The following is a 24,954-nucleotide window of genomic DNA, read 5'->3' as shown; positions in this document are numbered from 1 at the left end:
ACCAAAGGTTCGTAAACCAACGCTAAATGGGGCCGAAGATTGACGGACGGTCTGAGGAGACCCTCCGCATCTCGCAACGAGGGGATATCCATGCTTTCGATGAAGAGGCTCGCCTGTGGCGCGGCCCTTGGCGTGCTCGCCGCCGCCGCCTCGGCCTCGGCCGTCTACGCTCAGGAAACCACCGGCGCCGTGCGCGGCCAGATCACCGACGCCACGGGCGCCGGCGTTGCTGGCGCCACAGTCGTGATCACCTACGGTCCGACCGGCCAAGCCGTCACGACGATGACCAACGACAGCGGGTTCTACACGGTGCGCGGTCTGCGCGTCGGCGGGCCGTACGCCATCCAGGTCACCTCTCCCTCGGGCGAGACCATCGCGCGGAACCTGGGCAATGTGGCTCTGGGCGACCCCACCGACGCGTCGCTGAGCCTCGAGGGCGGCGCCGACGTCTCTGAACTGGTCGTCACGGCAGCGGCCAGCACGCCGTCTCAGGGTCTGGGCAGCAACTTCACCGCTTCGGACATCGCCAGCCTGCCGTCGCTGAACCGCGACCTGAAGGATGTGGTCCGCCTCGATCCGTTCGCGACCCTCGACCCGACCAACCAAGACGCCCTGTCGTTCGCCGGCACCAACACCCGCTTCAACCAGATCACCGTCGACGGCATTCGTCAGAACGATGACTTCGGTCTGAACAACAACGGCTATCCGACCCAGCGCTCGCCAATTTCCACCGAAGCGCTCGCTGCCGTTCAAGCTTCGATCGCGCCCTACTCGACCGTGAACAACGGCTTCCTCGGCGGTTCGGTCAACGCCGTCACCAAGTCGGGTTCCAACGAGTTCCACGGCGCGCTGTATGGCGAAATCCTGGACGACAGCCTGCGTGGCGACAAGTATCGCTTCTACGACACCCGCACCAACAGCCCGACCCGCGGCAGCCGGGTCACCCAGGACGTCTCCACGACCTTCCAGGAGAAGGTCTGGGGCGCGAACCTGGGCGGTCCGATCCTGAAGGACCACCTCTACTTCTTTGTCTCGTATGAAAAGTACGAAGGCGAGTACAACCTTGACGAAGGCCCGACCGGTTCTGGCCGCAGCTCGACCATTCCGCGCATCACGCAAGAGGCGCTGAACACCTTCCAGGCCGCCACCAAGGCTCGCTACAACGTCGATCCGGGCAACTGGGTCTCGTCGGTTCCGCCGATCGAGGACGAGAAGTGGCTCGGCAAGCTGGACTGGGACATCAATGAAGATCACCGTCTGACCTTCACCTACATGAACACCCAGTCGGCGTCGTTCAACGGTTCGGTCAGCGATCTGTTCGCCAGCGGCAGCAGCTCCAGCTCGGCGCGCATTGGTCTGTCTACCTATCAGTACATCAAGGACGAGAAGCTGGAGAACTACACTGTCCAGCTGAACTCGCGCTGGACGGATAACTTCTCGACCGAGCTGCGCCTCGGCAAGAAGGAGACGACCACCAACCGCCGCACCTTCGGTCCGGAAGGCGTGGGTGAAATCACCGTCAACGTCGCCGACCTGCCGGGCGTTCAGGCGGGGTCTGGCACGCCGGCGATCCGCTTCGGCACCGAGCTCAACAGCCAGCCGAACTTCCTGAACACCAAGACCGATACGGCTGAACTGCGCGCCCGCTACCATGCCGGCGATCACGACTTCCTGCTCGGCGCCCGCATCGAGCGTCAGGACATCCTGAACATCTTCGGCCGTAACTATCTGCCAACCTACAGCTTCGCGTCCTACGCCGATTTCCTGGCCGGCCGCGCCTCGGCCGTCCAGCTGACCGCCGCGGTCGAGCCAAACGGCGGCACGGTCCCGGCCCAAACAGGCACCGCCGAACGCAACGCTGCGGCCGGCAAGTTCTACGTGAACTCGATCTACGCCGAAGACACCTACCAGATCACCGACAACCTCAGCCTGCTGGCCGGTCTACGTTATGACTGGTACGTGCAGAACGATCAGCCCGACCTGAACGTCAACTTCGTGTCGCGCAACGGCTTCGCCAACACCGCGACGATGGATGGCAAGAGCATTCTGCTGCCCCGCTTCTTCGCCAAGTGGAATCCGACCAGTGACATCGACGTGGGCGTCGGCTTCGGCCGCTTCTCGTCGCAGGGCCTGGGCGTGTGGCTGGTGAACCCGATCGGCAACAGCGGCGTGGTCCAGACCAACGTCGTTTGCCCGGCCGGCCCCTACACCATCACCAGCCTCAGCGCGGTTCCGGCCGGCTGTACGGCGACCCCCGGCAACGGCAACACCAACGCGATGTCGCCGTCCTGGCGAATCCCGTCGGCCTGGAAGACCACGCTGACCGCCGGCTACAACTTCGACGTCGAACGCTTCGGCCTTGGCCGCGACTGGCGCGTCCAGGTGGACCTGCTCCACCAGAAGAACCAGGACAGCCTGTTCTGGTTCGACCTGCGCGCCGAGCCGCATGTCTTGGGCGTGGCCCCGGACGGCCGTCCGGTCTATCAGCGCACCACCAATGGCACTGTCGGCGCCAACGTGTTCGACATGATGCTTGGCAACAAGCGTGATGGCGGCGGCTCCGACTCGGCGGCCGTTTCGCTGCGCAAGCAGTGGAACGATGGCTGGTTCGAAGGCCTAACCGCTCTGGTGTCCTACACCTATACGGAGGCCAAGGACCGCAACCCGATGACCAGCTCGATCGCGGACTCGAGCTACACGCGCTTTGCGACCTACGACGCCCAGAACCCGGCCCTGGCGACCTCGGACTACGAGATCCGTCACAAAGGCATGCTGCACCTTGGCTATCGGCGCGCTTTCTTCGGTGACAATCTGACGATGATTGATGTGGTCACCGAGTACCGCTCGGGCCTGCCGTTCAGCTATACTTTCGCCTCGGCGGTCAACAGCCGTCCGGAAACCGAATTCGGCAACTACGTGTCGACCTATTCGGGTCGTCAGGCTCAGTCGAACCAGCTGCTCTACGTTCCGGCGACGGACTCCTCAGGCAATGTCACCGCGACGAGCGACCCGAAGATCACCTACGCCGCCGGCTTCGACGTGGCGAACTTCAACTCGTTCCTGAAGAACACCGGCCTGATCAAGTACGCCGGCCAGATCGCGCCGCGTAACGGCTTCCGTCAGCCGAGCGTATTCAAGACCGATATCAACATCCAGCAGGAGTTCCCGGCCTTCTTCCCCGGCGGCGCCAAGCTGCTGGGCTTTGTGACGATCGAGAACTTCGGCAACCTGCTGAACAGTAAGTGGGGCGCTCTGGAACAGTACGACTTCTACCGCGGCGTGCCGGTGGTGAACCCCACCTGCGCAGGCCCTGGCGGGATCTGCGCTGGTCAGGCCCGTTACACCTACAGCGATCTGCAGACCGCGGTGGGCGCCAACCCGGCCGCCGGCGTCGCCAACCGCGACCAGCCGATCCGTCCGTTCGGCTTCACCAACGCTTCGGTGTGGCAGCTGAAGGTCGGCCTGAAGTATCAGTTCTAAGGTTCGCTGGACCTGTGAACGGGAAAGGGCGGCGCTTGCGCCGCCCTTTTTCTTTGCGCCGGCATTGACGTAGCCTCCCTCATCCCCCACCTGCGCGCACCATGATGACCCTGAACATTCCCGCCGAATGGGCTCCCCACCGCGCCATGTGGCTCGGCTTCCCCAGCCACGCCGACCTGTGGGAGGAGGATCTCGCTGCCGCCCAGGCCGAGGTCGCGGCCCTGGCTCGCGCCCTGGCGGGTCCGGGCGGGGAGCGTGTGCGCCTGATGGTCTGCGGCGATGACGCTGAGGCCGCCGCGCGCGAGCTGCTGGGCGACGTGGCGGGCGTGGAGATCGTCCGCGGGCTGTTCGGCGACATCTGGCTGCGCGACACCGGCCCGATCTTCCGCTCCGACGGCGTGGCCGCCGGCTTCGGCTTCAACGGCTGGGGCGGCAAGTACTCGCTGGAGCACGACGGCGACGTGGCGGCCCAGATAACCGCCGCGGCGGGCGCGCCGTTGAAGGCCAATGACTTCATCCTCGAGGGCGGCTCGGTGGATCATGACGGCTACGGCACGGTCCTGACCACGCGTCAGTGCCTGCTGAATCCCAACCGCAATCCGGGCTGGACCCAGGAGGCGGCGGAAGCGGCGCTGGCCGAGTCCATGGGCGCGCGCAAGGTGCTGTGGCTGGGCGACGGTCTGGTCAACGATCATACGGACGGCCACATCGACAACCTGGCCCGCTTCGTGGGGCCGGGCGTCGTCGCCTGTCCGGTAGCCGTGGGCGCGGATGATCCCAACGCCGAAATCTACAACGAGACGGCCCGCATGCTGGCCTCGATGACCGACGCGCGGAACAGCCCGCTGCAGGTCATGCGCATCCCGTCTCCGGGCCGGATCGTCGACGAGGACGGCGAGGTCATCCCCGCCTCGCACATGAATTTCCTCATCGCCAACAAGGCGGTGATCGTTCCGACCTATGGCGAGGCGGGCGCCGCCCTCGCCGTGGAAGCGCTGGAGACCCTGTTCCCCGAGCGCAAGGTCATCGGCCTGCCGTCCAACGCCATCCTCACGGGCGGGGGTTCGTTCCATTGCATCAGCCAGCAGGAGCCCGCCTAAGCATGGCCCGCACGATCACCCTCGGCGCGATCCAGACCAGCTACGGCATGGACCTGGACGCTAATATCGAAAAGACCAAAAGCTTCATCCGCGAAGCCGCCGCCAAGGGCGCGCAGGTGATCCTGCCGTCGGAGCTGTTTCAGGGGCCGTACTTCTGTGTGGCCCAGGAGGAGCACTGGTTCACCCAAGCCTACCCCTGGCGCACGCACCCCTGCGTGGTGGCGCTGCAGCCGCTCGCCGCCGAGCTGGGCGTGGTGATCCCCGTCTCGATTTTCGAGCGCGAGGGACCGCACTACTTCAACAGCTTGGTGATGATCGACGCCGACGGCTCGCTGATGGGCGTCTATCGCAAGAGCCATATCCCGGACGGTCCGGGTTATATGGAAAAGTACTATTTCCGGCCCGGCGACACCGGCTTCAAGGTCTGGGACACGCGCTTCGGCCGCATCGGGGTCGGCATCTGCTGGGACCAGTGGTACCCCGAATGCGCCCGCTCCATGGCGCTGATGGGGGCCGAGGTTCTGCTCTATCCCACCGCCATCGGTTCGGAGCCGCATGACGACACCCTGGACACCGCCCTGCCCTGGCGCCGCGCCATGCAGGGCCATGCCGTGTCGAACGTGATCCCTGTAGTGGGCGCCAACCGCACGGGCTTCGAGCCGTGGGACAACTATGCCAACGGCGGTCAGCGGTTCTATGGCTCGTCCTTCATCGCCAACCATCGCGGTGATTTGGTCGCCGAGTTCGGTCGTGACGACGAGGGCGTGCTGACGGCGGAGTTCGACCTGGACTTTCTGACCACGCACCGGGCGGCCTGGGGCTTCTTCCGCGACCGGCGTACGGACCTGTACGGCCACCTCTACCAGCCGCGCCCGTGATCGAAACAGAACGCCTCATACTGCGCCCTTGGACCGACGCCGACCGCGAGCCCTTCGCGGCCATGTGCGCGGATCCCGAGGTCATGCGTCACTTTCCGGCGACCCTGAACCGGACGGAGAGCGATGCGGTGGTCGAGCGCATGGTCGCGCACCAGGCTGATCACGGCTTCTCCTTCTTCGCCCTGGAGCGGAAGGCGGACGGGGCGTTCCTCGGCTTCACCGGCATGATGACCCTGAAGACCGAGAACCCGCTTCAGCCCGGCGTCGAGATAGGGTGGCGTCTGGCCCGCGAAGCCTGGGGCGCGGGCTATGCGTCGGAGGCGGCCCTGGCCGCCATCCGGCATGGCTTCGACACGCTCGGCCTGGAGCAGATCGTCTCTTTCACCGCCACCGAGAACCTGCGCTCCCAGGCGGTGATGCAGCGCATCGGCATGACCCGCCGGGCGGACCTCGACTTCGACCATCCAGCCGTGCCGGAGGGCCACAGGTTGCGCCCGCACGTCGTCTACGCCATAGAGCCTCGCTGACCGCTTGCGGCGACGCGCCGCATTGGTCGATCCGATCATCTCCGCCACATCGTTCCGCAGCCGGGGCGGGCCAAATCCCAACTTGTCGTGCTTGCGACAAAGAACAGGCGATCCATGGATATGGCGATCGAAGGGCGCTCGGCGCGCCGCTGGGTGATCCCTACGGCCATCGCGGCGACGATCCTGTTGGGCGGCGCGGCCGCGGCGACGGTCCAGACCCACGGCTTCAAGCCCCTTCGAAAAGCGCTTGCCGCCGTCTCGGCCCCGCAGGTCGAGGAGGTCGAGCCGCGTTACGCCATTCGTTGGGTGGGCGCCGATCTCGACGGAGACGGCGCGGCGGACGTCGCCAACCCGACGGGCCAGGCGCCTCGTGTGCATGACGTATTCGGCGACGGCGCGTTCGGCGCTTCCCGCGACGGGGGCTCCCGCGATCACGAGGGCGTCGACTATCTGGGCCACGCCGGTCAGGCGGTGAAGGCGCCGGTCTCCGGCTACGTGACCAAGATCGGCTACGCCTATCCCGGGGCCCGGGATCTGCAGTTCGTGGAGATCACCAATCCGGCCATCGGCTATGCGGCGCGGGTCTTCTACATCGAGCCTGACGTCGAGCTCGGTCAGGCGGTGCGCATCGGCCAGTCGGTCGGCGTGCTGAAGAGCCTTCAGAAGCGATATCCCGGCATCAGCGACCACGTGCATCTGGAGATGATCAAGTCGGGCGAGCGCGTGGACGCCACCCGCCTGATCACCGCTCGTCGCGTGCGCCTGCCGGACGAGCCGGTGCTGGCGACCGCCGAGTAGCTAGCGGCGCACGGCGGCCAGTTCGCCGCGCGCGGCCTCCAGATCAGCCTTGAACTGCGGATCGCTGTGCAGGCGGGCCACCAGGGCCGCGCCCAGCAGGCGTCCAGCCTCCACATCCGTCGGAAAATGCACGCCGCAGACCACGCGGCTGTCGCCGATCTCCCGCCCGCGCCTGAGGATTTCGCTCTGGCGATCGGGGGCCAGTTCGGCCAGCACCAGAGCCCAGGACCAGCCGATCAGGGAATGGCCGGACGGATAGGAGCCGTTCTTCTCGATCCAGCTTTCGCGCGGCGTGCAGATCGGCCGCTCGTCGCCGACAGGCGGGCGGGGGCGCTGATATTGCGCCTTGGCGTGCTCGTAGAGTGGTCCGGCGTCGCCCACGATGCGCAGCATCAGTTTGGCTAGGGTCGGGGTGGTCTGCGGCCCGATGGGGGCGCCGATCACTTCGGAGAAGCCTTTCCAGGCCTGAACGCCCGACAAATCTGCGTCGGCGATGGCCTGATCCCAGCGTGGCGTGTCCACCAGCTTGCGGCCTTCAAGATAGGCGGCGCGGTCGGCCCGGCCGGCCGGCGTGTTCGGGGCTGGCGGAGCCGGCAGGATGATCAGCCCCTCAGGCGCGGTCCCGGCCGCCAGATAGCCCGCCGGCGCCGTGGTCCAGGTGGAGCTGTCGCCGGTCATCCGCCAGGTCGGTTGCGTCGGCGTGGCGCAGGCGGCGAGGCCGAGCGCGACGAGAACAAGGGCGGCTTTGAGCTTCATGTGATGCGTCCTTGGGCAGGGCGGCGGTTGAAGCGGTCCGCAGGCCGGCCGTCAAGCAAGCTGCTTGACGGCGGGATACGTTATTTCATAACAGAAAGCCTTCATCGTTCAGTCGGGTTCCTGTCTCATGTCCGTCCGCGTGCTCTTCGGCGCTGTCAGCCTCGTCGCGCTTTCCGCCGCTGTTCCAGCCTTCGCCGCCGAAGCGCCGCCTCATGACGTGTCGGAGGTGGTGATCACCGCCGCTCCCTACGCCGTGCAGGCCGAGAACATGACCGCCAGCGTGGCGGTGGTGACCCGCAGGGACCTGGACCTCGCCCCGCAGGGCGGCCTGGGCGACGTGTTGGCCGGCATGCCGGGCCTGCGCTCCACCGCCTTCGGCGCGGGCGCCAGCCGCCCGGTGGTGCGCGGTCTGTCCGGTCCGCGCGTGCTGGTCCTGAACAACGGAGTCGGCATGATCGACGCCAGCGCCCTGTCTCCCGACCACCAGGTGGCCTCCGATCCGGGCGAGGCCGAGCGGATCGAGGTGCTGCGTGGCCCTTCGGCCCTGGCCTATGGCGGCTCGGCCATCGGCGGCGTGGTCAACGTCATCGACGAACGCATCCCGACCCACGCGCCGGCCAAGCCGGAAGGCCGGGTGAACGTCTCCGGCGCCACGGTGGACAACAGCTACTCCGCTTCAGCGGCGGTGCGCGCGGCGGCCGGCCCGTTGGTGTTCTCGCTCGACGGCCTGAAGCGCGAGAGCAAGGACTATGAGATCCCCGTGCCGGCGGAGTCCGTGCGCCAGATCCTGTCAGAGGGCGAGTTCCCGGAAGGCCGCAAGAGCGGCAAGCTGGAGAACAGCGCCGTGGACCTGGAGGCCTATGGCGCGGGCGTCTCCTATGTGGGCTCCAAGGGCTATATCGGCCTGGCCGTGAAGCACACCGACACCAAGTACGGCGTGCCGGGCCACTCCCACGAGCACGGCCACGAAGAAGAGGATCATGACCACGACCATGATCACGACCATGAGCACGAGGAAGAAGCGCCCGTCACCATCGGCCTGAAGCAGACCCGCGTGGATTTGCGCGGCGAGTACGATGGCGACATGGGCCCCTTCGCCAAGCTGCGCTTCTCGGGGGGCTGGGCCGACTACAAGCACACCGAGTTCGAAGGCGACGAGGTCGGCACCCGCTTCCTGTCCGACGGCCTGGAAGGCCGGCTGGAGCTGGTCCAGGCCGAGCGTGACGGCTGGAAGGGCGCAGTGGGCCTCCAGGCCCTGCGCCGCGACTTCGACGCCCAGGGCGACGAAGCCTATGTGCCCAAGGTCCGCATCACCGAGTTCGGCGCCTTCACCCAGCAGCGGCTGGACAAGGACGGCTGGGGCTACGAAGGCGGCCTGCGCGTCGACAACCGCAAGCTCGACAGCCAGGTGGGCGAGCGCGACTTCACCAATGTCTCCGGTTCGGTGGGCGTGTTCCTGACCCCGACCGACGACTGGTTCTTGGGCGTGGCCCTGTCGCGCAACGCGCGGGCCCCCACCGAGGCGGAGCTGTTCGCCCGGGGGCCGCACATCGCCACCCGCGGCTTCGAGATCGGCGACCCGGACCTGGATTCGGAGATCGCCTACTCGCTGGAGGCGACCATCCACTATGGCAATGACCGCCTGAAGGCCGACCTGCACCTGTTTGCGGCCAGGTATGACGGCTTTATCGACGCCCGCCCCACCGGCGAGGAGGAAGACGGCCTGACGGTGTTCGCCTACCAGCAGACCGACGCCGACTTCCACGGGTTCGAGGCCGAGGTCTCCTACAAGCTGTGGGAGCAGGACCGGAAGAGCTTCACCCTCGAAGGCGGGGCCGACTATGTGCGCGGCGACACCGATCTGGGCGCCCCGGCGCGCATTCCGCCATATTCGGTGTCGGTGCGCGGCATCGCCGACAGCCCGCACTGGGGCGGCCGCCTGGAAGTGCGCCAGGTGGGCAAGCAGACCCGCGTGGCGGAATTCGAGCTGCCCACCGACAGCTATACGGTCCTGAACGCCCGGGTCTCCTACAAGCCCTTCGGCGACCCGCGCCTGGAGCTCTATGTGGACGGCCGCAACCTGACCGACGCGGAAGTGCGTGAGCACACCTCGTTCCTGAAGGACATCGCCCCGTCGCCGGGCCGGTCGCTGCGGGGCGGGGTGGCCTGGCGCTTCTAGATCGGCGTTAGCCCGTCGCATTGCCGGGGAGCGGCCTATCGGCTAAGAAGCCGCTCCCATCAGGCGTCGCGGGGCTACTGAACCGCTGATGCTAGAAGCCAACCTTTCTCCTGCATCCGAGTTCTTCATGACCGATCAGAGCCCGATCACCGGCAGCGTGCTGTTCTACTCCCAGCCGGAGCCGCTCAACGCCCAAACCCACGGCAAGCTTGGCATGAACGCCAACGACAAGCCGTACGCCTTCGCCCGCGAAGGCCATATCGTTCCGGCGGTGGTGACCGAGTTCGCTCCGGCCGCCCTGTCGTTCCCGATCATCTTCATCGGCGAAAAGAAGCTGCCGGTGGCCGTGATGGGCATCAACGCCGGCGAGAACCTGTTCGTGAAGGACGACGGCGGCTACCTGACCGGCGCCTACATCCCGGGCTTCCTGCGCCGCTATCCCTTCGTCCTGGCCAATGACGACACCGAAAAGCGCATGGTCGTCTGCATCGACCGTCCGTCGAAGCTGATCCAGGAAAACGCCGAGACCCCGTTCTTCGACGCCAACGGCCAGCCGACCGAATTCACCCAGAACGCCATCAAGTTCTGCGACGACTTCGAGCTGGAGCGCATGCGCACCGAAAGCTTCGTCCAACTGCTGACGGACCTGGACCTGTTCGAAACCAAGCAGGCCCACTACACCCCGTTCAACACCGACGGCACCCGCGGTGAGCCGCAGGTCATCGCCGAGTACTTCGCCGTGTCGGAAGACAAGCTGAAGGCCCTGCCGACGGAAAAGCTGGTCGAGCTGCGCGACAACGGCGCCCTGGGCCAGATCTACGCTCACCTGACCTCGCTGCTGGGTTGGGAGCGCCTGATCGCCATGCAGATCGAAAAGCGCCTCGGCGAAGGCGGCCAGACCGTCCAATAAGCGGACCGGTCAGAACGAACTTGAACAGCCCTCTCCCGCGCCGCGGGGGAGGGTTTTTCTTTGTCGGGTAGCCGACCAAGCGTTGCTATTGGCCTCATTGAGGCCGCAAGCGGCGGCGACCGTGACGGACCGAGAGGCAGCGATCGCGGAGTTCGGTTTGTCGTCCCGTCCGTTTCTGGTTCACCCTCATGGCGACGGCTGGGCCGTCGCCTCGGACGAGGGCGTGCTGATGGTCACCGCCACCGAGCTTGAAGCCCGGGTGCTGGCGGCTGACGCGGCCGCCATCCTGAAACGCACCTGGCTGGAGACGCCGAGGCGGGCCGGCGAGCCCCGGAGCTTCTCGCCGAAAGAAGGCTAGCGGGCGAAGACGCTGCGGGTCAGGCAGGAGAAGACCAAGCGGCCGGCCTCATCCAGGAGGTCATGCTGGGCGATGACGATGCCTTTGCTCTCGCCGACCGCATCCTTGCCCATGATCGTCATGCGCCCGCGCAGCAGCTCTCCCGATGGCGGATTGCGCGCCCAGCGCAAGGCGTCGATGCCCAGGCGCTTGGTCTGAGGCCAGTCGGCGGAGGCCGTCTCGTCCAGCTTGGACCACAGGGCGAAGATAAAGGCGTCCGGCGCGCCCCGCTCCGCATCCCATCCGGGCGCGAAGGCGGCGATGAAGGCCGTCAGGGCGTCGGGGTTCACGGCGGCGGCGCCGAGCGAGACCACGTGGCCGATTTCGATTTCGTCGAAGGATGCGGGCATGATTCGGATCATCACCCGCGCCGCGCGCTTGTCGATAGGGCGTATTTCGTCAGGCGCGCCGCCGTTCTATAGCTTGTGTCCATGATCGCTCGCTTTTCTCGCCGACTACTGGCCCGACGACTGCTGGGCGGACTTGCCGCCGCCCTGGGCCTGGCCGCCGCCGCGCCCGGCCTCGCCGCTCCGGTCAACACCGGCCATATCCAGGCCGACCTGATCGCTCAGGACAGTTGGGCCGTCCCCGGCTCCACCGTCTATGTGGCCGTGACCCAGAAGATCGAGAAGGGCTGGCACACCTACTGGCGCAACAGCGGCGACAGCGGCGAGGCGACCAGCATCGACTGGACCCTGCCGGCCGGCTGGAGCGCGGGGGACATCGTCTGGGCCACGCCGCATCGCCAGCCTACCGGGCCGCTGATGAACTACGGCTACGCCGACACGGTGATCCTGCCGGTGCCGGTCCAGGTTCCGGCCACCGCCAAGCCGGGCGAGACGGTGACTCTCAAGGCCGACGTCACCTTCCTGGTCTGCGCCGACATCTGCATTCCGGAGAACGCCAAGCTCGACCTCGCGGTCGAGGTGCGCGACGAGGCCCCGGAGCCGAACTGGCGCACGGGCCGCATCGTCGCCGACGCCCTGGCGGCCGCGCCGAAGCCGGCGGGTCTGGACGCCGTTTTCCAGGCCTCGGAGACCGGCCTGAAGCTGGCGGTCATCGGCGGGCCGCTGAAGGGCGGCCAGTTTCCGGACGCCTATTTCTTTCCTTTCGACGGCACCCTGATCGACCATCCGGGCAAGCAGGCGGTGGAGGCGGGGCCCGATGGCCTGACCCTGACCATCCCGGCGGGGATCGCCTTGAAGTCCGGCCAAGTTCCCGAGGTGGTCGAGGGCGTGCTGACCATCGGCGAGCAGGCCTTCGAAATCTCGGCCAAGCCGGGCCAGGCGCCCGCCGGGGCGGCCGGTCTCGGCGCGCCCTTGGCCAAGGCGCCGACCGGCGGCGGGGGCGGCGTGCCGTTGGCCATCCTGTTCGCCTTTCTCGGCGGGCTGATCCTCAACCTGATGCCGTGCGTCTTCCCTGTGCTGTCCATGAAGGCGGCGTCCCTGGCGGGTCACGCCCATGACGCCAAGGAGGCCCGCACCCAGGGGCTGGCCTTTCTGGCCGGGGTGCTGGTCACCTTTCTCGCCCTCACCGGCGCCCTGATCGCCGCGCGGGCGGCCGGCCAGGCGGTGGGCTGGGGCTTCCAGCTGCAATCGCCGGCGGTGGTGGGCATGCTGTCCCTAGTCATGCTGCTGACGGCGCTGAACCTGTCGGGGGTGTTCGAGGTCGGAACCTCCGTCCAGGGCGCGGGCCAGGGGCTGGCGTCCAGGGGCGGGCTGGCCGGATCGTTCTTCACCGGCGTGCTGGCGGTGATCGTCGCCGCCCCCTGCACGGCGCCATTCATGGCCCCGGCCATCGGCGTCGCCCTGACCCAGCCGGCGCTGGGCTCGCTGGCGATCTTCCTCTTCCTGGGCCTCGGCCTCGCCGCGCCCTATGTGGCGATCTCCTTCTCGCCGGCCTTGCTGCGCCGCTTTCCTAAGCCCGGTCCGTGGATGGACGTGCTGAAGAAGGTGCTGGCCTTCCCGATGTACGGGGCGGCGGCCTGGCTGGTCTGGGTGTTCTCCCTGCAGGCGGGTTCGCCTGGCCTCGCCGCCCTGCTGGCTTGCGCGCTCGTCGTGGCCTTCGTCGCCTGGCTGTTCGGCCTGTCGCAGCGCCAGTCCGGCGCGCGCACCCGCTGGCTGGCGGGTGGCGCGGCGATCCTGACCGCCGTCGCCGTGGTGGCGGTCATGATCCCGCTGGCCAAGGGCGGCGCGGCGCCGACGACAGGTTCGGCCGCCTCCGTCGCTTCCGCCGAGCTGCCGTCCGAGCCCTGGTCGCCAGAGCGGGTGGCCGCCCTGCAGGCCGAGGGCCGGCCGGTGTTCGTGAACTTCACCGCCGCCTGGTGCGTCACCTGCCAGGTGAACGACAAGGTCGCCCTGTCCACCCAGCCGGTGGTCGACGCCTTCAAGGCCGCCAACGCGGTCTACATGGTCGCCGACTGGACCAATCGGGACGCCAAGATCGCCCAGGCCCTGTCCGATCATGGCCGCGCGGGCGTGCCGCTCTATCTTGTGTATGGCGCAAAGGGCGGAGACGCGGTCATACTGCCGCAGCTTTTGACCCCGGGCGCAGTGACCGAAGCCGTGGAGGCCGCGGCGCTGCGCTGATCGAATTTTCGATTGGAGACTCCCATGAGCCTGACCCGTCGTCTTCTCGTCGCCGCCGCGCCGGTGCTGTCCCTCGCGCCCGGCCTGGCCCTGGCCGCCCCCGCGCCCGCCTTCTCTGTGAAGGACGCGGACGGCAAGATCCGCTCCCTCTCCGAATTCAAGGGCAAGACCGTGGTCCTGGAATGGGTCAACGAGGGCTGCCCCTATGTGAAGAAGCACTACAGCGGCAACATGCAGGCCTTGCAGCGCGCGGCGAAGGCCGACGGCGTGGTGTGGCTGACCGTGGCGTCCTCCGCGCCCGGCGAGCAGGGCTATTTCGCCGACGGCGGGGCCGCCAAGACGTGGGCGGCCGCCAACAAGGCGTCGCCTTCGGCCATCCTGCTCGACCCGGACGGCAAGATGGGCATGGCCTACGGCGCCAAGACCACGCCGCACATGTACGTCATCGATAAGACCGGCCAGCTCGTCTATCAGGGCGGCATCGACGACAAGCCGACCAACAAGGTCGAGGACATCAAGACCGCCAAGAACTACGTCACCGCCGCCCTGGCCGACGTGAAGGCCGGCCGCAAGCCCGTCGTGGCGGTCAGCAAGCCCTACGGCTGCAGCGTCAAATACAAGGCGTAGCGGGGCCACGAGCCCTTTCCGGCATTGGTCTTCATGACGCCGCCTTCTCCCTCTGCTAATCGCGTCAGGTCAGCAGAGGGAGAATGACGATGAGCAAGCTGGACGCCGCCTGGAGCCGTCTCGAAGCCGCCGCCAAGGACGCGGCCGCCAAGCGCATCGTCGACCTGTTCGGCGCCGAGCCTGACCGTCTGTCGAAGCTGACCGTGTCAGCGGCGGGCTTGTCGCTCGACCTTTCCAAGCAGAGCTGGACCGCCGACGGTTTCGACGCGACCCTGGACTTGGCCCGCGCCGCGGATGTGGAGGGCGCCCGCGCCGCCATGTTCGCGGGCGAGGCGATCAACACCTCCGAGGACCGCGCCGTCCTGCACGTGGCGCTGCGTGCGCCCAAGGACGCGGGCTACCAAGCCAGGGGCGAGGCGGTGATGGGCCACGTCGAGGACGTGCGCGCCCGCATGAAGGCCTTCGCCGAGCAGGTGCGGTCCGGCGCGCTCAAGGGTGCGACCGGCAAGCCGTTCAAGGCCATCCTGCACATCGGCATCGGCGGTTCGGACCTCGGCCCCCGTCTGCTGTGGGACGCCTTGCGGCCGGTGAAGCCGCAGATCGACGTGCGCTTCGTGGCCAATGTGGACGGCGCCGAGTTCGAGCTGGTCACCGCCGACATGGATCCGGCCGAGACTCTGGTGATCGTTGTCTCCAAGACCTTCACCACCCAGGAGACCATGGCCAACGCCCAGGCGGCCCGCGACTGGCTGAGCGCCGCCCTGGGAGAGGAGGGCGCCAAGGGCCACCTGGCCGCCGTCTCCACCGCCCTCGACAAGACCTCTGCGTTCGGCGTGCCGGACGAGCGGGTGTTCGGGTTCTGGGACTGGGTGGGCGGCCGCTATTCCCTATGGTCCTCCGTCAGCCTGTCGGTGGCGGTCGCCGCCGGCTGGGAGACCTTCGAGCGCTTCCATGCGGGCGGCGCGGCCATGGACGCCCACTTCCGCGACACGCCGCTGGAGAAGAATGCGCCCGTGCTGCTGGCCCTGGCCCAGGTGTTCAACCGCAACGGCCTGGGCCGTCCCGCGCGCTCCGTCGTCGCCTACGCCTATCGTCTGAGCCGCCTGTCGGCCTTCCTTCAGCAGCTGGAGATGGAGTCCAACGGCAAGCAGATCGGCAAGGACGGCAAGCCGGTCTCGCACGCCACCTCGGCCATCGTCTTCGGCGGCGAGGGGACCAATGTGCAGCACGCCTATTTCCAGGCCATGCACCAGGGGACCGACATCACGCCCATGGAGCTGATCGGCCTGGCGGCGACGGATGAAGGCCCGGCCGGCATGCACGCCAAGCTGCTGTCCAACCTGCTGGCCCAAGCCGAGGCCTTCATGGTTGGCCGGTCGGAGGACGAGGTCCGCAGGGAGCTGGCCGACAAGGGCGTGGACGCGGCGACCATCGACATCATGGCGCCCCAGCGCACCTTCCCGGGGGATCGGCCCTCGACCCTGATCCTGCTGGACCGCCTGACGCCGGAGACCTTCGGCGCCCTGATCGCCCTCTATGAGCACAAGACCTTCGTGGAGGGCGTGATCTGGGGGATCAACAGCTTCGATCAATGGGGCGTGGAGCTGGGCAAGGTGATGGCGGGCCGCATCCTGCCGGAGCTGGAGGGCGGGGCGCCGGCGGCGCACGATCCATCGACCACCGCGCTGATCGACAAGCTGAAAGCCTGAGCACGCGCGCGGGGTATGGTCAGTTAATCCCTTCTCGGCTATAGCCCCGCCCGTGACCTGCACCGCGCACCACCATCACGGCCACCACCACCCGACCTCATGGGGGACGGGCCAGGGTCGCGCGGCTTAAAGCCCAGCACATCCCGGCCAAAGCCCCCGCCAAGGCGGAGGCTTGCAGCAAGCGCTCCGTCGTCCTCTCGAACCGACGAAAAGCGCCATGACCGAAGAAACCTTCCGCCCCGAAGCCCGCGCCCCCCGAGGGTTCGCCGACAAGCGCGCGCCGCAGCTGCGTTCCGAGCGCGCCATCCTGGAGGCCGTGTCCAAGGTCTATGAGAGCTACGGCTTCGAGGCGCTGGACACCGGGGCCTTCGAATATGCCGACGCCCTGGGCAAGTTCCTGCCCGACAGCGACCGTCCGAACGAGGGCGTCTTCGCCCTGCAGGACGACGATGAGCAGTGGATGGCCCTGCGCTACGACCTGACTGCGCCCCTGGCCCGGTTCGCGGCGCAGAACTGGGAGACCCTGCCCAAGCCGTTCCGCCGCTACGCCTTCGGCACGGTGTGGCGCAACGAGAAGCCGGGCCCGGGCCGCTTCCGCGAGTTCATCCAGTGCGACGCCGACACGGTGGGCTCGGCCCGCCCAGAGGCGGACGCCGAGATCATCGCCATGGCGGTGGCGGGGCTTGAGGCGGCGGGCCTGCCGCGTGGTCAGGCGGTGATCAAGATCAACAACCGCAAGCTCCTCAACGGTCTGCTCACCGCCGCCGGGGTGGAGAGCGCCGGCCAGAAGCTCGGCGTGCTGCGCGCGGTGGACAAGCTGGACCGCCTGGGCGCCGAGGGCGTGAAGCTGCTGCTGGGCGAAGGCCGCAAGGACGAGAGCGGCGCCTTCACCAAGGGCGCGGGCCTGGGGGCCAAGGCGATCGACTCGGTGCTGGCCTTCGTGGCCGCCGGGGCTTCTTCGCGCTCGGCGACCCTGGACGCCCTTTCGGCGGTGATCGGCGGTTCGGCCGAGGGCGACGAGGGGCTCGCCGAACTGGCCGCCATCGACGCGGCGCTGAAGGGTCTGGGCGTGGCCGACGATCAGGCGCTGTTCGACCCGTCGATCGTGCGCGGGCTGGAATACTACACCGGCGCGGTGTTTGAGGCCGAGCTGCTGCTGACCACCACCGACGAGAAGGGCGAGGCCGTGCGTTTCGGCTCCATCGGCGGGGGCGGCCGCTATGACGACCTGATCGCCCGATTCACCGGCCAGCCCGTGCCGGCCACCGGCTTCTCCTTCGGGGTGTCGCGCCTTGCGGCGGCGCTCAAGGCGGCCGGGCGGGACGCGGCCCGGGCGGCGCGCGGACCGGTGGTGATCATCGCCTTCGATCAGGCGCACATGCCGGAATACTTCGCGGTGGCGGGCGAGCTGCGCGCCGCCGGCATCCCGGCCGAGGTCTATCTCGGCTCATCCGGCATGAAGGCGCAGATGAAGTACGCCGACCGCCGCATGTCGCCGGCCGCCATCATGCTGGGGGGAGACGAGATCGCCGCCGGCACGGTGACCATCAAGGACCTGGACCTGGGCCGCGAACTGGCCGCCGGTGTTTCGGACAACGCCGAATGGAAGGCGACGCGTCCGGGTCAGCAGACCATCGCGCGGGGCGAGCTGATCGCGGCGGTGAAGCGGATCGTGGAGGGCGGCTGATGCGCCTTGAGAAGGCCATTCCGGCGGCGGCGCTCGAAGCCATCCGTGCGCCGTTCCTGAACGCGGGCGCGCAGACGGCGGACTCGCCGGTCCTGCAGCCGCTGAGCCTGCTGCTCGACCTGTCGGGCGAATCCATGCGGGCGCGTCTGTTCGTAGTGCAGGGCGACGGCGGCGAAGAGCTGGCCCTGCGGCCGGACTTCACCATCGGCGTGGCCCGCAGCCACATCGAGGCGGGGACCGCCATCGGCCGCTACGTCTATGAGGGCAAGGCCTTCCGCGTGGCGCCGGCCGGCTCCGACCGCGCCGAGGAGTTCCTGCAGATCGGCATCGAGGCCTTTGGGCCGCCGGAAGGTCCGCGCGCCGACGCCGAAGTGGCGGCCCTGGCCTGGAAGGCTTCGGCGGCGGGCGGTCGTGACGACCTGACCCTGCTGCTGGGCGACGTATCGCTGTTCAGCGCTTTCGTGGACAGCCTGGATCTGGCCGCGCCCCTGGCGGCGCGCCTGAAACGAGCGTTCAGCCATCCGCGTCTGCTGAAGGCGGAGCTGGACGCAGAGCCGGTCGCCGCCACGCCGTCGGGGTCCGGCAAGCTGGCCAATCTGCTGGCGGGTCTGCCGGAGGCGGAGGCCGAGGAGGTTCTGCGCGAGCTGTGGGCCATGACCGGGGTCGAGCCCGTGGGCGGCCGCCGTCCGGCCGACATCGTCCATCGCCTGATCGTCCGCGCCGAGGCGCAGGATGCGGGCCGCCTGTCGGCCGACGAGATCGCCGCCGTGCGCGGCTATCTGGCGGTCAGCGCCTCACCGCGCGCCGCCCTGTCGACGGTGAAGACCCTGGCCGGGCCCAAGGCGGCGGCGCTCGACGCCGCTCTGAAGGATTGGGACGTGCGTCTTTCGGCCCTGGCCGAACTCGGCGCGGACGAGAGCCGCATGACCCTGTCCACCGGGTTCGGGCGGGCCTTCGGCTACTACGACGGCATGCTGTTCGAGGTTCGCAGCGCCGCCCTCGGCGACGAGCGGCCGGTGGCGGCGGGCGGTCGTTATGACGGCCTGCTGCCGCGCCTGGGCGGCAAGGCGGCGGGCGCCGTGGGCTGCATGGTGCGCCCGGCGCGGGCCTATGCGGGAGGCGTGGAATGAGCGAACCCCTGATCTTCGCCATCCCCTCCAAGGGGCGGCTCAAGGAACAGGTCGAGGCTTGGCTGGCCGATTGCGGCTTCCGGCTGGAGACCAGCGGCGGATCACGCGGCTACAGCGCTGAGCTGTCCGGCCTGCCCGGCGTATCGGTGCGCTTACTGTCGGCCGGCGACATCGCGGCGGCCCTGGCGGCGGGTGAGGTCCACCTGGGCATCACCGGCGAGGACCTGCTGCGCGAACAGGGCGACGACCTGGATGCGCGCGTGGTGCTGCTGCGCGCCCTGGGCTTCGGCCGCGCCGACCTGGTGGTGGCCGCGCCCAAGAGCTGGCTCGACGTGGACACCATGGCCGACCTGGACGAGGTGGGGCACATCCATCTGGCCCGCACCGGCCGCCGTCTGCGAGTGGCCACCAAGTATCTGGCCCAGACCCGCAGCTTCTTCGCGCGCCGGGGTGTCGCCGATTACCGCATCGTGGAATCCAGCGGCGCCACCGAAGGTGCGCCAGCCGCTGGTGCGGCGGAGCTGGTGGTGGACATCACCACGACCGGCGCGACCTTGGCCGCCAACGGCCTGAAGGTGCTGTCCGACGGGGTGATCCTGAAGAGCCAGGCTCAACTCGCCGCCAGCCTGGGCGCGGCATGGACGGCCGAAAACCTCGCTGCGGCCCGCCGGCTGGTCATCGCGGTGGAGTCGCGTGCGCGGGCCATGGCTTTGGCCACGCTTGTCTGGCCGGCGGAGCAGGACGCCGCGGCGCGTCAGGCGACCGAGGCTTTCCTGTCGCGCGGCGCCACACGCCGGGCCAACGGGCTGCTGCTCGACAAGGGCGATCTGCTGGATGTGTGCGCCGCTTTGGGCGCCGCGCGGGTGGAGCCGGTGACCGTGGCGCGGCCCGATTACGTCTTCGAGGCCGAATCTGCGGCCATCGAAAGCTTGGCCGGACGCTTGAAGGGCAAAAACTGACTCTAGTGTATAAAATTAACCCGCCGGGTTAAGACTTATCGACGCTAATGTACGGTTTTTCTTTCAACGCCTTGCAAAAACCGGCTTTGCGACGTTGACAGCTTTCTGAATATGCCGTTCTTTGTCCTTACCGGGAGACGAGGGCCGCCACAGAACGGTTCAGCTCCTAGGCGTTTCGGGGAGGAAACGCCCTCTAAAGATCGAGTGATCGAGCAATAGCTGAACCCGCCGCGATATCCCCCGCGGCGGGTTCAGTGTTTTTGGGCTAAGGCGCCAAAAACATCAAACAAGCGTTCAAAGCAAGACGCCCGCCCCGGAGACCGGAGCGGGCGCTGAAGCTTGCCTGAGTGGAGCGTCTACCAGAGGCGGACGCGGTTCTCCGGCGCGATGTAGAGGGCGTCGCCCGGCTTGATGTCGAAGGCCTTGTACCAGCCGTCGATGTTCCGGATCGTGCCGTTGACCCGATAATAGGCCGGCGAGTGCGGATCGGTGACGACCTGCTGGCGCAGGGCTTCGTCGCGGATCTTCTGTCGCCACACCTGGGCCCAGCCCAGGAAGACGCGCTGGTCGCCGGTCAGGCCGTCCAGCACCGGGGCCGGCTTGCCGTTCAAGGAGCGGTGATAGGCCTCCAGACCCAGGGTGAGGCCGGCGAGGTCGCCGATGTTCTCGCCCATGGTCAGGCCGCCCTGCACCTTCGCGCCCGGCAGGGGTTCGAAGGCCGAGTACTGGGCGCCCAGCTTGTCGGCTTGCGTCTTGAACTTGGCGGCGTCCTCGGCGGTCCACCAATCCTTCAGCACGCCGTCGCCGTCATAGCTGCGGCCCTGGTCGTCGAAGCCGTGGCCGATCTCGTGGCCGATCACGCCGCCGATGCCGCCATAGTTGATGGCGTCGTCGGCCTGCGGGTCGAAGAACGGCGCCTGCAGGATGGCGGCCGGGAAGACGATCTCGTTCAGCGGCGGGTTGTAGTAGGCGTTCACGGTCTGAGGCGTCATGCCCCATTCCTTGCGGTCCACCGGGCCGCCCAGGCGATCCACGTCACGCTTCCACTCAAAAGCGCTGGAGCGCAGCACGTTGCCGTAGAGGTCGTCCTTCTTGACGGTCAGACCCGAATAGTCGCGCCACTCGTCCGGATAGCCGATCTTGACCGTGAACTTGGACAGCTTCTCCAGGGCCTTGGCCTTGGTGTCGGCGCCCATCCACGGCAGGGCTTCGATGCGGTCATGCAGCGCGCCGCGGATGTCGGCCACCAGCTTGAGCATCTTGGCCTTCGATTCCGGCGGGAAGTACTCGGCCACGTAGGCGCGGCCCACGGCCTCGCCCATCATGCCGTTGACGTTGGCCACGGCGCGCTTCCAGCGGGGACGCTGTTCGGGCTGGCCGCTCAGGGTCTTGCCGCGGAAGTTGAACTGGGCGTCGACGAAAGCCTTCGACAGGTAGGGCGCGCTATCGTCGGCCAGATGGAAGGCCTGCCAGGCCTTCAGGGTGTCGAGCGAAGTCTCGTTGTAAACCGCCACGAACTTGGGGAAGGCGGTGTCAGTGGTCAGGACCACGCTCTTCACGCCGCCCAGACCGGCCGGGGTCAGCAGGGCGCCCCAGTCGAAGCCCGGCGCATAGGCGTCGAGCTCGGCGCGGGTCTTCAGGGCGTAGGTCTTGTTGGCGTCGCGCTTCTCGATGCGGGTCCAGGAAACCTGAGCCAGCCTGGTTTCGAAATCGACGACGGCCTTGGCGTGCTCCGCCGGATTCTCCCAGCCCGCCAGGGTGAGCATCTGCTGGACGTAGGCCAGGTAGGCGGCCTTCTTCTCGGCGAATTTGGCCTCGAGATAGTAGTCGCGGTCCGGCAGGCCGAGGCCGCCGGTCAGCAGATAGACCGCGTACTTGGACGGATCCTTCTCGTCGGCGCTGATGTAGCTGGGGAACAGCGACACGAAGCCGGTGGAATGCGTCTTGCCCATCAGGCCGGCGAACTCGACCTTGGTCTTCACGGCGCGGATCTGGGCCAGTTCGGGCGCCAGGGGCTTGGCGCCCAGCTGCTCGGCCAGGGCCTCGTTCATGAAGGCGTTGTAGGCGTCGCCGATCTTGGCGGCGTCCTTGTCCTGCAGCTTGCCGCTGGCGGCGTTCTGGATGATCGCCTGCGAGCGGGCTTCCGACAGCAGGGACAGCTTGTCGAAGTTGCCGAAACGGGTGCGGTCGGCCGGAATCTCGGTGTTCTTCTCCCAGGTCCCGTTGGCGAACTTGAAGAAGTCGTCGCCCGGCTTGGCGGTCAGGTCGCGGCCCGACAGGTCGTAACCCCAGGTCCCGTAGCGCGGGGATTCCAGCGACGTGACGGTCCCGCCCGAGGCGGCGCCTTGGGCCAGCATGTCGAGCGACTGCATGTGGCAGAGCGCGTCGAGGCAATCTTTGTGTTCGTGGGCCGAAGCGCCAGCGGCGCTCATCAGAAGGGCGCCCGCTGCCGCGGCGCCCAGCCATGCCGTCTTCATTCCTGTTGTCCTGTTGATTGTTAAGCGGATTTGGACGGGCGGCAGTTTGCATGGGCCGCCCGTCGGCTTCGATTACAAATCGTTCATGTTCAGCGGCGCTTCGCCGCTGGCCGGCTAGTGTTGATGTCCGCCGGCGGCGGCCATGGCCCGCACCGGCAGGGCAAGTGTCTGGGCCGGCGCCTTGGCGAATTTCAGGGTCACGGTCACCGATGAGCCCTCTGTCAGAGGCGACTTCGGCTTTATGACCATGATGTGCAGGCCGCCGGGTTTGAACTCAGTGGTCTGGCCCGCCTTCAGCGCCACGCCTTCCTTCAGTTCGCGCATCCGCATGACGCCGCCCTCCACGCTCATGGTGTGGATCTCGGCGCGGTCGGCGGCCTTGGTCTCCACGGCGACCAGCCGATCCTCGGACGAGGCCTTGAGCGACACGTAGCAGCCGCCGGCCGGCGCCACCGCCGGAGCGGCCCGGCACCAGGCGTTGGTGACGGCCACGGACGGCGGAGCGGCGTCGGCTGACTGGCCGCAGGCGGCGAGGATCAGGGCTGCGGCGGCGAGAAGCATTCGGTTCATGAGAATCCTGCCTTGCGGGCGGCGGTCAGCCGGCCCGTGGGTAGAAGGTGCGATGGGGGAGGAGGCGTCCACAAGCGGAAAAGGGGGGTGCTGCATCTAGAAGCTCACCGTCACGCCGCCGAACACGGAGCGGCCGTCGCCGGGCCAGTAGGCGGCGCTGGCGGCGGCGGCGGTGATCTGGGCCTGAACGTTCGAGACATAGTCCTCGTCCGTCAGGTTGCGGGCGTCCATGAAGATCGCGACCTTGTCGTTGACCGCCCAGCCGGCCCCAAGGTTGAGGATGGCGTAGGACGGGGCCTTGGTGGTGTTCTTGAAGTCCACCCATTGCTCCGAGGCCGACCATTCCACCGACGGAGCCAGGAACCAGCCGCGCGGGTCCTGGTATCGCAGCTCGGCGCGGTAGAAGTGTTCGGGCACGATGGGCAGGCGGTTGTCGCCGTACTGCACGTCGCCCTTGAAGCGGAAGTCGGACCAGGTCCAGGTCTGGCGCAGGCGGATGCGCGAAGTCGCTTGCCAGTCCAGCGCGGCCTCGATGCCCTGGTGGACGGTTTCGTCGGCGTTGAAGGTGGAGGCGGGGACGCCGTTCTGTCCTTGCGTGTACTGCAACAGCTCACCATCCAGCCAGGCGCGGTAGAAGGTGAGGTCCCAGGTCAGGGGGCCGCGCCGGCCGCGCGTGCCAATTTCGGCCGTCCAGGCCTTCTGGGCCTCAACCGGAGCGAAGCCCACATTGGTGGGCGACATGGAGCTGAAGTTCGGCGGCTCCACCGAGCGGGTGAGGTTGCCGAAGACCTGCTCGCCGCCCTCGTTCTCCCACAAGAGCCCGATGCGCGGCGCCAGCCAGTCGTATTCCTTCGAGGCCTCCAGATTGAAAGTGGCCGGCTGCCCGGGGACCGCGAAGCTGCGGTAGTCCCGCTTGGCCGAGCCCCAGGTGGCGCCGCCGACCACGGCGAGGCGATCGGCGACGAACAGGCGGCCCTCCGCGAACAGGTCGATCGCGTCGGCGTTCTGCAGGCTGCGCGAGGTCGGCGCGCCCCGGGCGCCCTTCACATTGACGTAGAAGTTGGAGTCGAGATCGCCCGTGCGCAGCCAGGCGCCGGCGTAGCCGTCAGCCCGCAGGCCGCCCAGACGGCCGTCCCAGTCGAGTCGGCCGAAGGCGCCCCAATTGCGGCTTTCCTGGTCGATGACCTGGAAGATCGGGTGGTCCAGATCCTTCCACACGCCATAGACCGCGCCTTCGAAGACCGTGCTGTCGGACAGCCGCCAGGTGGTCCGCAGGGACGTGCGCACGCCGCGCTGATCGCGGCCCTGGTCGTTGGCGTAGTTCCCGGCCGCCACCTGGCGCGGATCGGCGTCGAACTGGGCGCGGGTCAGGGCGCCGGGGATCTCCTGCTTGATGCTGGAGCCGTTGATGATCAGCCGGATTTCCCGGTCCTCGCCGAAGCTGCGGCCGATGTTCAGGGCGCCGAACTGGATGTTCTGCTGGCTCTGGCTGCGCCAGCCCTGGCTGCGCTGGTTGGTGGCGGCGGCGTAGACGTCCCAGTCACCGAAATGGCGTGCGACGGCGAGGTTCTGCCGCAGATAGCCGAAGGAGCCGCCGTCGATGCGGACGCGGTTTTCGAACCCGGCGTTCTTGCCGGTGGGCGTGACCATGTTCACCGCGCCGCCGAGCAGGGCGCCGCCAAAGCGCAGGGCGTTGCCGCCGCGATAGACCTCGGTGTAGCGGGCCAGCAGCGGGTCGGCGATCTGGCTGTCGCCATAGCCGTCGGCCTCATTCAGCGGCACGCCGTCCTGGGCGAGCAGGAGCCCGCGGTTGTGGTTGGCGTTGCCGATGCCCGAACCTCGGATGGAGATGCGGATGTCGCCGCCCCACTTGCGCTGGGCATAGACCCCGGGGGCGTCGCGAAGCACGTCGTCCAGGGCCAGGGCGAAGCGGTTGGCGTAGGACTCGGCGGAGATGACAGACACCGCGCCGGGGGTTTCGGACAGGCGCTTGCGCGCCGCCGAGACTACGGCGGGGTCTTCGGGGTTGGGGGCGGCGGTGACGATCACCGAGTCGACGGTGGGTTCGGCCCCGGTGGTCATCGGGGCGGCGAGGGAGAGGGCCGGCATGGCGGCCATGGCGGCGCCCAGCATGAGGGCGCTGCGCAAGTGCATAGACATGAAAGGATCCAGCTAAAACGAC

The 24,954-nt window shown here is 68.0% G+C and carries 19 protein-coding genes; 14 read left to right on the top strand and 5 right to left on the bottom strand.

The window, feature by feature from the left end:
• The first annotated feature begins 99 nt into the window (after window positions 1-99).
• From P7B02_RS04585 to P7B02_RS04565, 5 genes are all read left to right on the top strand, one after another.
• Window positions 100-3,480 (top strand): TonB-dependent receptor, encoded by a 3,381-nt coding sequence (locus tag P7B02_RS04585; protein ID WP_277785126.1) that lies wholly within the window; start codon window positions 100-102, stop codon window positions 3,478-3,480.
• A 104-nt stretch (window positions 3,481-3,584) separates the two neighbouring features.
• Complete coding sequence (locus P7B02_RS04580; protein WP_277785173.1) at window positions 3,585-4,580, top strand: agmatine deiminase family protein; 996 nt, start codon at window positions 3,585-3,587, stop codon at window positions 4,578-4,580.
• A gap of 2 nt (window positions 4,581-4,582) precedes the next feature.
• Entirely contained in the window at window positions 4,583-5,458 is an 876-nt protein-coding gene (gene aguB, locus P7B02_RS04575) for an N-carbamoylputrescine amidase (RefSeq protein WP_277785125.1), read from the top strand.
• Window positions 5,455-5,985, top strand: coding sequence for a GNAT family N-acetyltransferase (locus P7B02_RS04570; protein ID WP_277785124.1), 531 nt, complete (start codon window positions 5,455-5,457; stop codon window positions 5,983-5,985). Before aguB ends, P7B02_RS04570 begins: the two co-directional genes overlap by 4 nt.
• 114 nt (window positions 5,986-6,099) lie before the next feature.
• Window positions 6,100-6,783: a M23 family metallopeptidase gene (locus P7B02_RS04565; protein WP_277785123.1), complete on the top strand. Its 684-nt coding sequence runs from the start codon at window positions 6,100-6,102 to the stop codon at window positions 6,781-6,783.
• Here the strand turns inward: P7B02_RS04565 and P7B02_RS04560 are convergent, their stop codons facing one another.
• Window positions 6,784-7,539, bottom strand: coding sequence for an acid phosphatase (locus P7B02_RS04560; protein ID WP_277785122.1), 756 nt, complete (start codon window positions 7,537-7,539; stop codon window positions 6,784-6,786).
• Between the two features lie 127 nt (window positions 7,540-7,666).
• On the opposite strand from P7B02_RS04560, the gene P7B02_RS04555 reads away from it, so the two are divergent.
• The 3 genes from P7B02_RS04555 (at window position 7,667) to P7B02_RS04545 (ending at window position 10,986) form a co-directional block, all read left to right on the top strand.
• A complete protein-coding gene (locus P7B02_RS04555; protein WP_277785121.1) occupies window positions 7,667-9,718 on the top strand; it encodes a TonB-dependent receptor in 2,052 nt (683 codons plus the stop codon).
• A gap of 127 nt (window positions 9,719-9,845) precedes the next feature.
• Complete coding sequence (locus P7B02_RS04550) at window positions 9,846-10,628, top strand: SapC family protein (protein ID WP_277785120.1); 783 nt, start codon at window positions 9,846-9,848, stop codon at window positions 10,626-10,628.
• A 157-nt stretch (window positions 10,629-10,785) separates the two neighbouring features.
• On the top strand, window positions 10,786-10,986 hold the full coding sequence (locus tag P7B02_RS04545) for a hypothetical protein (RefSeq protein ID WP_277785119.1): 201 nt from the start codon (window positions 10,786-10,788) through the stop codon (window positions 10,984-10,986).
• Here the strand turns inward: P7B02_RS04545 and P7B02_RS04540 are convergent.
• The gene (locus P7B02_RS04540) at window positions 10,983-11,375 is read right to left on the bottom strand and encodes an acyl dehydratase (RefSeq protein ID WP_277785118.1); all 393 of its coding nucleotides are present in this window, start codon (window positions 11,373-11,375) and stop codon (window positions 10,983-10,985) included. The genes P7B02_RS04545 and P7B02_RS04540 overlap by 4 nt on opposite strands.
• Before the next feature lie 81 nt (window positions 11,376-11,456).
• On the opposite strand from P7B02_RS04540, the gene P7B02_RS04535 reads away from it, so the two are divergent.
• From P7B02_RS04535 to hisG, 6 genes are all read left to right on the top strand, one after another.
• Complete coding sequence (locus P7B02_RS04535; RefSeq protein ID WP_277785117.1) at window positions 11,457-13,613, top strand: protein-disulfide reductase DsbD family protein; 2,157 nt, start codon at window positions 11,457-11,459, stop codon at window positions 13,611-13,613.
• A 24-nt stretch (window positions 13,614-13,637) separates the two neighbouring features.
• Window positions 13,638-14,240 (top strand): redoxin domain-containing protein, encoded by a 603-nt coding sequence (locus tag P7B02_RS04530; RefSeq protein WP_277785116.1) that lies wholly within the window; start codon window positions 13,638-13,640, stop codon window positions 14,238-14,240.
• Window positions 14,241-14,329: 89 nt separating this feature from the next.
• A complete protein-coding gene (gene pgi / locus P7B02_RS04525; protein WP_277785115.1) occupies window positions 14,330-15,949 on the top strand; it encodes a glucose-6-phosphate isomerase in 1,620 nt (539 codons plus the stop codon).
• 217 nt (window positions 15,950-16,166) lie between these two features.
• Window positions 16,167-17,636: a histidine--tRNA ligase gene (hisS, locus tag P7B02_RS04520; RefSeq protein WP_277785114.1), complete on the top strand. Its 1,470-nt coding sequence runs from the start codon at window positions 16,167-16,169 to the stop codon at window positions 17,634-17,636.
• Entirely contained in the window at window positions 17,636-18,766 is a 1,131-nt protein-coding gene (locus P7B02_RS04515; protein ID WP_277785113.1) for an ATP phosphoribosyltransferase regulatory subunit, read from the top strand. Before hisS ends, P7B02_RS04515 begins: the two co-directional genes overlap by 1 nt.
• Entirely contained in the window at window positions 18,763-19,725 is a 963-nt protein-coding gene (hisG, locus tag P7B02_RS04510; protein ID WP_277785112.1) for an ATP phosphoribosyltransferase, read from the top strand. The genes P7B02_RS04515 and hisG overlap by 4 nt, the downstream gene beginning before the upstream one ends.
• Window positions 19,726-20,081: 356 nt before the next feature.
• Here hisG and P7B02_RS04505 read toward each other — a convergent pair whose 3' ends face one another.
• The 3 genes from P7B02_RS04505 to P7B02_RS04495 form a co-directional block, all read right to left on the bottom strand.
• Window positions 20,082-22,202 carry a M13 family metallopeptidase gene (locus P7B02_RS04505; RefSeq protein ID WP_277785111.1) on the bottom strand — a complete coding sequence of 707 codons (2,121 nt, stop codon included), beginning with the start codon at window positions 22,200-22,202 and terminating at the stop codon, window positions 20,082-20,084.
• A gap of 114 nt (window positions 22,203-22,316) precedes the next feature.
• Window positions 22,317-22,772: a copper chaperone PCu(A)C gene (locus P7B02_RS04500; protein ID WP_277785110.1), complete on the bottom strand. Its 456-nt coding sequence runs from the start codon at window positions 22,770-22,772 to the stop codon at window positions 22,317-22,319.
• 96 nt (window positions 22,773-22,868) lie between these two features.
• Window positions 22,869-24,932 (bottom strand): TonB-dependent receptor family protein, encoded by a 2,064-nt coding sequence (locus P7B02_RS04495; protein WP_277785109.1) that lies wholly within the window; start codon window positions 24,930-24,932, stop codon window positions 22,869-22,871.
• Between the last annotated feature and the right edge of the window lie 22 nt (window positions 24,933-24,954).

Source organism: Caulobacter segnis (assembly GCF_029543125.1).
GTDB lineage: Bacteria > Pseudomonadota > Alphaproteobacteria > Caulobacterales > Caulobacteraceae > Caulobacter > Caulobacter segnis_D.
The sequence above is the reverse complement of the archived record's forward strand: the minus strand, read 5'-3'. Positions and strand labels throughout refer to the sequence as shown.